The 9,481-nt window shown below is 73.2% G+C and carries 11 protein-coding genes and 1 tRNA gene; 4 read left to right on the plus strand and 8 right to left on the minus strand.

The window, feature by feature from the left end; genetic code table 11:
* Positions 1 to 36: 36 nt before the first annotated feature.
* The 7 genes from ACYVF4_RS02335 to ACYVF4_RS02365 are packed head-to-tail and all read right to left on the minus strand — an operon-like array spanning position 37 to position 4,516.
* Entirely contained in the window at positions 37 to 495 is a 459-nt protein-coding gene (locus ACYVF4_RS02335; RefSeq protein ID WP_460719349.1) for a pilus assembly protein TadG-related protein, read from the minus strand.
* Positions 492 to 953: a TadE family protein gene (locus ACYVF4_RS02340; RefSeq protein WP_460719351.1), complete on the minus strand. Its 462-nt coding sequence runs from the start codon at positions 951 to 953 to the stop codon at positions 492 to 494. The genes ACYVF4_RS02335 and ACYVF4_RS02340 overlap by 4 nt, the downstream gene beginning before the upstream one ends.
* On the minus strand, positions 928 to 1,329 hold the full coding sequence (locus ACYVF4_RS02345) for a TadE/TadG family type IV pilus assembly protein (protein WP_460719353.1): 402 nt from the start codon (positions 1,327 to 1,329) through the stop codon (positions 928 to 930). The genes ACYVF4_RS02340 and ACYVF4_RS02345 overlap by 26 nt, the downstream gene beginning before the upstream one ends.
* Before the next feature lie 11 nt (positions 1,330 to 1,340).
* On the minus strand, positions 1,341 to 1,559 hold the full coding sequence (locus tag ACYVF4_RS02350; RefSeq protein WP_460720727.1) for a hypothetical protein: 219 nt from the start codon (positions 1,557 to 1,559) through the stop codon (positions 1,341 to 1,343).
* A gap of 40 nt (positions 1,560 to 1,599) precedes the next feature.
* Complete coding sequence (locus ACYVF4_RS02355; protein ID WP_460719355.1) at positions 1,600 to 2,550, minus strand: type II secretion system F family protein; 951 nt, start codon at positions 2,548 to 2,550, stop codon at positions 1,600 to 1,602.
* Positions 2,547 to 3,407 carry a type II secretion system F family protein gene (locus ACYVF4_RS02360; protein WP_460719357.1) on the minus strand — a complete coding sequence of 287 codons (861 nt, stop codon included), beginning with the start codon at positions 3,405 to 3,407 and terminating at the stop codon, positions 2,547 to 2,549. Before ACYVF4_RS02360 ends, ACYVF4_RS02355 begins: the two co-directional genes overlap by 4 nt.
* The gene (locus tag ACYVF4_RS02365) at positions 3,404 to 4,516 is read right to left on the minus strand and encodes a CpaF family protein (RefSeq protein WP_460720729.1); all 1,113 of its coding nucleotides are present in this window, start codon (positions 4,514 to 4,516) and stop codon (positions 3,404 to 3,406) included. Before ACYVF4_RS02365 ends, ACYVF4_RS02360 begins: the two co-directional genes overlap by 4 nt.
* Positions 4,517 to 4,714: 198 nt before the next feature.
* On the opposite strand from ACYVF4_RS02365, the gene ACYVF4_RS02370 reads away from it, so the two are divergent.
* From ACYVF4_RS02370 to ACYVF4_RS02380, 3 genes are all read left to right on the plus strand, one after another.
* Positions 4,715 to 4,840: a hypothetical protein gene (locus ACYVF4_RS02370; protein ID WP_460719359.1), complete on the plus strand. Its 126-nt coding sequence runs from the start codon at positions 4,715 to 4,717 to the stop codon at positions 4,838 to 4,840.
* Positions 4,841 to 4,915: 75 nt separating this feature from the next.
* A tRNA-Leu gene (locus ACYVF4_RS02375) sits at positions 4,916 to 4,997 on the plus strand.
* Positions 4,998 to 5,063: 66 nt separating this feature from the next.
* Complete coding sequence (locus ACYVF4_RS02380; protein WP_460719361.1) at positions 5,064 to 5,864, plus strand: DedA family protein; 801 nt, start codon at positions 5,064 to 5,066, stop codon at positions 5,862 to 5,864.
* A 7-nt stretch (positions 5,865 to 5,871) separates the two neighbouring features.
* Here the strand turns inward: ACYVF4_RS02380 and ku are convergent, their stop codons facing one another.
* On the minus strand, positions 5,872 to 6,855 hold the full coding sequence (ku, locus tag ACYVF4_RS02385) for a non-homologous end joining protein Ku (protein ID WP_460719363.1): 984 nt from the start codon (positions 6,853 to 6,855) through the stop codon (positions 5,872 to 5,874).
* A 76-nt stretch (positions 6,856 to 6,931) separates the two neighbouring features.
* On the opposite strand from ku, the gene ACYVF4_RS02390 reads away from it, so the two are divergent.
* A complete protein-coding gene (locus ACYVF4_RS02390; RefSeq protein ID WP_460719365.1) occupies positions 6,932 to 9,475 on the plus strand; it encodes an ATP-dependent DNA ligase in 2,544 nt (847 codons plus the stop codon).
* Positions 9,476 to 9,481 lie beyond the last annotated feature (6 nt).

Genomic DNA, 9,481 nt, shown 5'->3' on the forward strand with positions numbered 1-9,481 from the left:
CCGAGGCGCGGCAGCGCATCGAGGTGTAGTCACCGCTCAGCGCAGGGCGGTGCGGCTCGTCGCGGTGGACTGCAGCGGCACGCCGTCCGGGACGAAGAGCGTCAGCACCGGGGGCCGCCACGCGGTGGCGACGGTCACACGGGCGGACACGCCGTCGGGCGTCCCCGCCGCCGTGAGGCGGACGGCGGGGTCGATCGACTCCACCAGCAGGCCCGCCTGCGCACGCACGCCCACGTCGTCGAGGCGTGCAACCGGCGCCCCGCCCGAGACCGTGAGGGTGAACGAGTCCGCGGCGGCGAGGGCCGCGGCATCCGCCACCGAGTCGAGACGCTTCTGCGCGAGGTACAGGCTCGTCGCATCCACGCACACGAGCACCGCGACCAGGGCGAGAGCCGCGTAGCCGAGGGTGAGGATGAGCACGCTGCCGTCCTCGTCGTCCCGCGTGGTCGCCGCGCGGAGGCGGCCACGGACGATCCGCCGGATGCCGGGCGTCACGGCGCGCTCCAGAACCGCGACACCCGCTGCACGGCCGTCGCCTCGATCGGCACCGCGACGGCGCGCTCCCACCCCAGGACCTCGGGCACCAGGGGAAGGCGGACGCGTGAGGACACCGTCACCGTCAGGGTCGCCCCGGCTGCGGGGCACGGCGTCCCTGCCGGGCGGCACTCGAGCTGCACGCCGACCGCCGCCGGATCGAGCCCGTACTGGGCGACGACGGAGTCCACGACGCGATTGGAACGCTCGCGCGCGTCCGAGGCGCCGCTGGAGGTCGCGATGGTGCGGGCGAGGTGGCGGGCGCCCGCCTCGGCCCCGAGGGCCTGCCCCTGGACGATCCCCAGGACGGTGACGAGGTAGACCAGCGGAACCAGCAGGATCAGCCCGACGAGGATGAACTCCAGCGCTGCCGAGCCCCGGTCATCGCCCGGTTCACTCCAGTGTCTCGCGGGGGGCATAGGCACTCACCTCCAGCGCGCGGGGCACACCGAGCAGACCGACGAGGGGCAGCGTGGTGCGCACGGTCACCTCGACCGCGGGCGCGCCCAGACGGTCGGTGAGACCCGCGCGCACGTCTCGCGCGTAGTCGCCGCCGACGGTCCGCGCGATGATCTGCCGCGTCCGCTCGGCGCCCTCGGCGGGCGTGGTGTCGGCGAGCGCGCCGTGGAACGCCCCGTCCACGGCGGCATCGTGCACCACGTTGCGGATGTAGACGGCCAGGCCGAGCTGCAGCACCCCCAGGGTGAGGACGGTCAGCAGCAGGCCGACGAGCACGAACTCCACCGCCGCCGAACCGCGGTCATCCGCACCCCCGCGGGCGGTGCGCACCGGCATCCGCCTCACACTCAGAAGCCCGAGACGCGACTGATCGCCTGCTCGAAGAGCCCCGCCAGCGCGGGACCTGCCAGCGCCCAGATCACCACGACGAGCCCCGCCGTCATGAGGGTGATGAGCACCCATCCCGGCACATCGCCGCGCTCGTCGGCGGCGAGGTCGCCGATCTCGTACCGGCACCGGCGGACCAGCCGTCCCACCGCGGTGCGGATCACTCTCGTCACTGCCATCGGGTTCGCTGTCATCGCAGTTTCCTTCCGTGAGTTTCGGTCAGCCGACGCCCAGTCGCAGCATGAAGATCCCGGGGAACACCGCGAACAGCACGCTGAGGGGCAGGATGAGGAAGACCAGGGGTACGAGCATGTAGATCTCGCGGCGGCCCGCGCCCTCGATGAGCGCGCGCTTGGCCGCCTCGCGCGCATCGCCGGCCTGACTGTGCAGCACGTGGGCGAGCGGAGCGCCGCGTTCGATCGCCGCCACGAGCTGATCGACCGTCCGCGCCAGGGCGGGGATCTCGAGGTCTGCGCCCAGCCGCGTCAGCGCGTCGGGCAGCGGGGAGCCGGTGCCGACGGCCACGACCACGCCGCGGATCTCGGCGGTCAGCTCGCCCGCGCCGACCTCGCTGACACGACGCAGCGAATCAAGGATCCCCTCGCCGGCCGACAGGCACAGCGCGAGGAACTCCAGGACCGTGGGCAGCTCCTCCTCGATCCGGCCGATGCGGGCACGAGCGGCGCGCGTGAGCAGCATGTCGCACCCGGCGACACCGGCGACTCCCCCGACCAGCGGCAGCAGCCACACCGTCGCGGGCGATCCCGTCGTCACCGCCAGGACCACGGATGCGACGCCGCCTGTCACGACGCCGAGCAGCGCCCACGCGAGCTGCCGCGCACGGAAGGCCTCGGCCGTCTCGTCGCGGCCCGCCTGCCGCAGGCGCCGCTGCACCGCGGCCGACCCCGACAGCAGCGACCCGCCGCGCGCGAGCAGCCCTCGGACGGCATCCCGGACGTCCAGCGGTCCGAAGCCGGCCGGGCGGATCAGCGAGGTCCCCGCCGGGTCGGTGATGTCGCGGATGTAGGGGGCGATCCGCCGCGACAGCGACGGCGCCCACCACCGCGGCGCGAGGGACACCAGCAGCGCCACGCCGACCGCCAGCGACGTCCCGAGAACGACGGCGAGGGCAGCGGCGTCCAGTCCCCCGGCCGGTTCCAGCGCGCTCACCCGAACCACCGCCGCGGCTCCGGCAGCCGACCCAGCCGCAGCATCACGCGGAAGGCGACCACGGACACCGCCGCGCCCCCGACGACGAGCGCCGCACCCTCGGGCGTCGAGTAGGCGCTCGCACCCTCGGGGCGCAGCGCGAGGAGCGCGAGGATCACCCACGGCGCCGACACGCCGAGGACCGCGGCGCCGCGGATCCACGACTGCCGCGCCTCGACCTCGGCCCGCAGCATCGCGTCGGCGCGCACCGAGGTCGCCAGCGCCCGCAGCACGGGGGTGAGCTCGGTTCCGCCGACCTGCCGCGCCATCCGCAGCGTCTCGACGATGCGGTCGGCGACCGGGTCGGCGAGCCGGTCCTTGAGCGCGCGGATGCTCGAATCGAAATGCCCGGATGCCGCGACATCGCGGCCGAACGCGGCGAACGGCGGTCGCAGCTCGGCGGGCGCCGACGCGCCGAGGGCGGCCACGGCATCCGGCAGGGACATGCCCGCGCGCACCGAGGCGATGAGCAGGTCGCACACGTCGGGCCACAGTCCGCGCCGCCGCCGCTGCAGCCGCGACGCGCGCGCACGCAGCCACGCGAAGGGAGCGGCCGCAGCGGCGATCCCCGCGAGGACCGCCAGCGCGGTGACCGTCGTCACGAGCCACGCCGACGCCGCGACGACGATCCCGGCGGCGACGGCCAGCGCGACCACGGTGCGCCCGCGCACCCGGGAGAGCCCCGCTGCGGCGAGCAGCCGCGACAGGCGCGAGGCGGCCTCGACGGGTCGGGGCCGACGCGGGTCGACGGGCCAGAGCCACGGCGAGACTGCCAGCAGGATGCCGGCGGCCAGCGTCGCGCCCCACAGATACGTCACGGCCGGCCCGCCCGGTAGAGCGTGCGGGCGGTCACCGCCGCCCCGTCGACCCCGTCGGGCTCGACGATCTCGGCGACGCGGCGGAATCCGGACGCCGTCCGCTCGCAGTGCACCACGAGATCCACCGAAGACGCCACGGCGGGCAGGACGAAGCCGGCGTCGATGTTGCGGCCGGCCAGGAGCGGCAGCGCCGCGAGCTTGCCGAGCGCCTCGCGTGCCGAGTTGGCGTGGATCGTCGCGGCGCCCGGCACGCCGGTATTGAGGGCGAGGAGCAGGTCCAGCGCCTCGGCGTCGCGCACCTCGCCGACCACGAGGCGGTCGGGACGCATGCGCAGCGCCTCTTTCACGAGGCGCCGCAGCGACACCTCCCCGGTGCCCTCCAGGCTCGGCTGACGCCCCTGCAGCGCGACGAGGTCCGGCGCGGCCACCGCCAGCTCGAAGGTCTCCTCGACGGTCACCACGCGGTGATCCGGCGGCGCGGCGGCGATGAGCGCCGCGAGCATCGTGGTCTTCCCGGCATGGGTGGCGCCCGAGACCAGGATGCTGCGCCCGCCGGCCATCGCGTCGGCGAGCAGCCGCGCGACGTCGGCGGGAAGGGAGCCCGCGGCCACCAGCCGCTCCAGGTCGCGGAAGGCCGGCAGGAACTTCCGGACGTTGACCGCCCAGTGCCGGCGGGTGATGTCGGGGATGACGACGTGCAGACGACTGCCGTCGGGGAGCGAGGCGTCGACGAAGGGCTGACTCAGGTCGACGCGGCGGCCCGTCGCGTGCAGCATCCGCTCGACGAGATCCCGGACGGCCGACTCGCTCAGTGTCAGCGGCAGCCGCTCGGACACCCCGGCGCGGGCGACGAAGATACGGTCCGGGGCGTTTATCCAGAGCTCCTCGACGGTGGGATCGTCGAGGTAGGCCTGCAGGGGTCCGTAGCCGGCCACCGCAGCGAGCACCTCGCGCACGCACGCCGACTCGTCGTCGACGGGCGCCAGACCCCGCGCCAGGGCGTAGTCGTTGTGGCGGCGCACCTCGGCACGGGCGATGTGGGCGGCGAGCTCCGGATCCCGCGCGGGATCGGCTCCCTCCCCCCGCAGCCGCTCGCGGACGCGCTCCACGACGGCGACCGTCGCCGCGTCGTCGAAGGCGCGGGGCGCGGCGACGGACGCGCGGGAGGCGGCGGGCGGGGTCACCCGAGCATCCTCGCAAGAGCGGACCGCGCGGCCCGCAAGTTATCCACAGCCGTTCGCGTTCGCCGTAGATTCCTAGAACCGCTCGACCGATGCCGCATTCCGGCGACCAGGAGGACAATCGAAATGGCCCGCGACACCAACAAGTACGGCTTCGGCAAGTTCCTGCTCGACGTGATCCTGACTCTCATCACCGGAGGCCTGTGGCTGATCTGGATCTTCGTGCGCGAGATTCGGGGCCTCCGGAAGTAGACATGGAATCAGCGATCTGACCGCGGCGCCGTCCCCGATCGCAGGTTGCGTGGACACGTAGAATCGACTCACCTCGCGGGAGTGGTGAAATCGGCAGACACGCAGGATTTAGGTTCCTGTGCCTTCGGGCGTGTGGGTTCAAGTCCCACCTTCCGCACGGTGCGTCGCCGTTTCCGGACGCGTCATCCGCAAAGAAGCCCACGACCGACGGGAACCGCCGCCCTTGCAGTCCATAGCCCTCATCCCCTGGCTCGACCCCGCCGCGATCATCGCCGCCGCCGGCCCGTGGGCGCTGCTGGTGGTGTGCTTCATCGTCTTCGCCGAGACCGGCCTGCTGGTCGGCTTCCTGCTGCCCGGCGACACCCTGCTGATCATGGCGGGGCTGCTCTCGCACCCCATCGCCGATGCCCCGAACGGCGTCTTCGGCGTGAGCGCGTGGATCGTGGCGCTCCTCATCGGCCTGTCCGCCTTCGTCGGCGGCGAGGTCGGTTACCTCATCGGCCACAAGGGCGGCCCCGCCGTGTTCGAGCGCAAGGAATCCGGCGTCTTCAGCCGCCGTAACGTCGAGCGCACGAACGCCTTCTTCGAGCGCTACGGGGGCCTCACGATCATCCTCGCGCGCTTCGTGCCGATCGTGCGCACCTTCGCCCCCGTCGCCGCCGGCGTCGGCCACATGCCGTGGCGCCGCTACAGCCTCTACAACTTCATCGGCGCGGTCATCTGGGGCTTTGGGCTCACCATGATCGGCTACGGCATCGGGTTCATCCCCTTCGTCGGCGAGTTCGTCGCCGAATACATCGACGTCATCCTGCTGGCCGCCGTGGCGGGCACGGTCATCTTCGTGGTGTGGCACTACTTCGCCGAGCGCCGCAAGGCGCGCAAGGCCGAAGCAGCCGGCGAGGACGTCGTCACCGACGCGATCGAGGCACGCCAGCTCGTCCTCGACCCCGAGGTCCTCGAGCGCGGCGCACAGCACCCCGCGCCGCGCGAGGACGGCGGCGAGCGCCGCCCCGACCAGGGCTGAGCGGGCGCTACGAGGCCTTCGCGGTCTTCTTCTTCGCGGCGGGCTTGTCGGCCGTCGACTTCTTCGCGGCCGGCTTGCTCGTGCTCTTGGCGGCGGGCTTCTTCTCGGTCGTGGAACTCTTGGGCTTGTCGTTCTTCGCGGATGCCGCACCCCCGGCATCCGTCACAGAGTCGCCCTTGCCGGAGCCGCCGGACCCCGCTCGCGCCGCGCGGGAACGCTCGACGCTGGCGCGGAGCGCCGCCATCAGGTCGATGACCTCGCCGCCGTGCTCCGCCTCCTCCTGCTCGCCGAAGGTCTCGGCGGTGTCGACCGCGTCGCCCTTCTCGAGCTTGGCCTCGATGAGGGTGCGGAGCTCCTGCTGGTACTCGTCGGCGAACTCCGACGGGTCGAAGTCGCTCGCGAAGCTCTCGACGAGCGAGGCCGACAGCTCCAGCTCCTTCGCCGAGATGCGCACCGGCTCGTCCAACGACGGGAAGGCGGCCTCGCGGACCTCGTCGGCCCACAGCAGCGTCTGCAGCACGAGGACATCCCCCCGCACGCGCAGCGCGGCCAGCCGCGTCTTCTGGCGCAGCGAGAACCGTACGATCGCCGTCCGGTCGGTCTGCTCGAGCGTCTTGCGAAGCAGCACGTACGCCTTCGGCGAGGCCGAGTCGGGTTCGAGGTAGTACGCCCGGTCGAGCGTCAGCAGGTCCACCTGGTCGCTGGGGACGAACTCCACGACATCGATCTCGCGGCTGCGCTCGGCCGGCAGCGACGCGAGGTCCTCCTTCGTCAGCACGACCGTCTTCTCACCGTCGTCGTACGCCCGGTCGATGTCGCTGTACGGGACGACTTCGCCGTCGATCTCGCAGATGCGCTGGTAGCGGATGCGCCCGCCGTCCGCGCTGTGCACCTGGTGCAGCGGCACGTCGTGATCCTCGGTCGCGGAGTACACCTTCACCGGCACGTTCACGAGCCCGAAGGTCAGCGCGCCCTTCCAGATCGCCCTCATCACACCAGTACACACCTGTCACAGCATCCGCGGCTACCCCGGTGCCCGCGGGCGCCGCGCACGGCAGGATGGGCGGATGGGCTCCGCGCGCGCGAAAGGATCGGCCGATCAGCTCGTGAGCGTCGGCGGCCGCCGCCTGCGGGTCACCAATCTCGACAAGGTGATGTATCCGGCCACCGGCACCACCAAGGGCGAGGTGATCGAGTACTACACCCGCATCGCACCCGTGCTCCTGCCCCACATCGCCGGCCGCCCCGTCACCCGCAAGCGCTGGGTCGAGGGCGTCGGCACCGACGACCATCCCGAACCGGTCTTCTTCGCCAAGGACCTCGAGCCGGGCGCGCCGGCGTGGGTGCCCCGGATGCCGATCCCGCACTCGAGCGGTACGAAGCACTATCCGCTCGTCGAGGACGTCGCCACCCTCGTCTACCTCGCCCAGGTCGCCAGCCTCGAGCTGCACGTGCCCCAGTGGCGCTTCACCGCCGGTGGCGAGCGCGGCGACGCCGATCGCCTGGTGCTGGACCTCGACCCCGGTCCCGGCACGGGCCTCGCCGAGTGCGCGGTCGTGGCGGAGTGGGCCCGGACGATCCTCAGCGACATGGGGCTGGAGCCGTTCCCGGTCACGAGCGGCAGCAAGGGCATCCACCTCTACGCCGCGCTCCCGCCTGGCCACTCCAGCGAGCAGGCGAGCGCCCTCGCGAAGGAGCTCGCGCGCGCCATCGAAGCCGATCATCCCGACCTGGTCGTCAGCAGCATGAAGAAGACCGAGCGTGCCGGGCGCGTCCTCATCGACTGGAGCCAGAACAACGGCGCCAAGACGACGATCGCGCCATACTCGCTGCGCGGCCGGTCGCACCCCGCCGTCGCCGCCCCCCGCACGTGGCAGGAACTTGCTGACCCCGGGCTTCGCCACCTCACCTTCGACGAGGTGCTCGGGCGCGCGGCATCCGGAGACCCCCTCGCCGCACTCGGCGAAGCCGCGGCGGCGGGATCACGTGACGCGGACGGGCCCCTCGCGCCGTACATCGCCAAGCGCAGTGCGGCCCGGACCCCCGAGCCGGTGCCCGAGCACCCGGCCGCGGACGCGCCCGCCGGGGACGCCCCGATCTTCGTCATCCAGGAGCACCACGCCAGCCGCCTGCACTGGGACTTCCGGCTCGAACGGGACGGCGTGCTCGTCAGCTGGGCCGTCCCCCGCGGGGTCCCGCCGACCCCGCGGCGCAACAGCCTCGCGATCATGACCGAGGACCACCCGATGAGCTACGCCACGTTCGAGGGGACCATCCCGGCGGGCGAATACGGCGGAGGGACGGTCACGATCTGGGATGCCGGACACTACGAACTCGAGAAGTGGCGCGACGACGAGGTCATCGCGACCCTTGAGGGCCGGCCCGGCGGCCCCCTCGGCCGCGTCCGGCTCGCGCTCATCCGCACGGCCGGCGAAGGCGAGAAGTCCTCGTGGCTGCTGCACCGCATGAAGACGGATGCCGCCGGCCGCCCTCAGCCCGACGCCGCCCCCGTCGTCCCCCACCCTCCCTCCCCCCGGTCGCTGAGCGAGCGCAGCGAGACAAGGCGCACCCCCTCCCCTCCCCGGTCGCTGAGCGAGCGCAGCGAGACGAAGCGCACCCCGCCCTCCGGCACCACGCGCCCCATGCTCGCCACCGCTGCCACGCCGGCGCTCGCGCGGATCGCGGCGGAGCGCTGGGCGCGCACCGACGGCGGAACGTGGGCGGAGGCGAAGTGGGACGGCATCCGCGCCATCGGGGTGTGGGACGGCGCGCGCCTGCGCCTGTTCGCGCGCAGCGGCAACGAGCTCACCCACCGCTACCCCGAGCTCACGGCCACCGACGTCGGGTTCGGCGAAACCCCGGCGGTCATCGACGGCGAGCTCGTCGCGCTCGAACCCGACGGCAGGCCGAGCTTCCCGCTGCTGCAGACCCGCATGAACCTCGAGCGGCCGGCCGACATCGCGCGCGAGGCCGCGCGCACGCCCGTGCGCTACTACCTCTTCGACATTCTCGCGCGCGGCGACCGGGACCTCACGGCGCTGCCGCTGCGCGAACGCCGCGAGGAGCTCGAGCGCCTGGCCGCCGCGACGGTCCCCGCGGTGTCGCTGCCGCCGGTCTTCGACGACCTCGACGCCGCGCTCGAGACCAGCGAGCGGCTGCGGCTGGAGGGGGTGGTCGTGAAGGATCCCGCCGGGCGCTACGAGAGCGGGCGGCGCTCCGAGTCGTGGCTGAAGGTCAAGCACACCCGCACCCAGGAGGTGGTGATCGCGGGCATGCGGCCGGGCCGCGGCGGGCGCGCCGGGACGTTCGGTTCGCTGCTGGTCGGCATCCCGGATGCCGAGGGGACGCTCCGCTACGCCGGCCGGGTGGGGACGGGCTTCAGCGACCGCGCGCTGACCGCCCTGCAGCAGGCCCTGGCTCCCCTGCGCACCGACCGCTCGCCCCTCGCCGACGTGCCGTCGCTCGACGCGCGGGACGCCGTGTGGGTCCGCCCCGAGCTGGTCGGCGAGGTGGAGTTCGCGGAGTTCACTCCAGGCAGCATCCTGCGTCACGCGCGCTGGCGGGGCCTGCGCCCGGACAAGACGCCCGACGAGGTCGTCCGCGAGTCCTGAGACCCC

It is taken from the genome of Microbacterium aureliae, assembly GCF_054780155.1.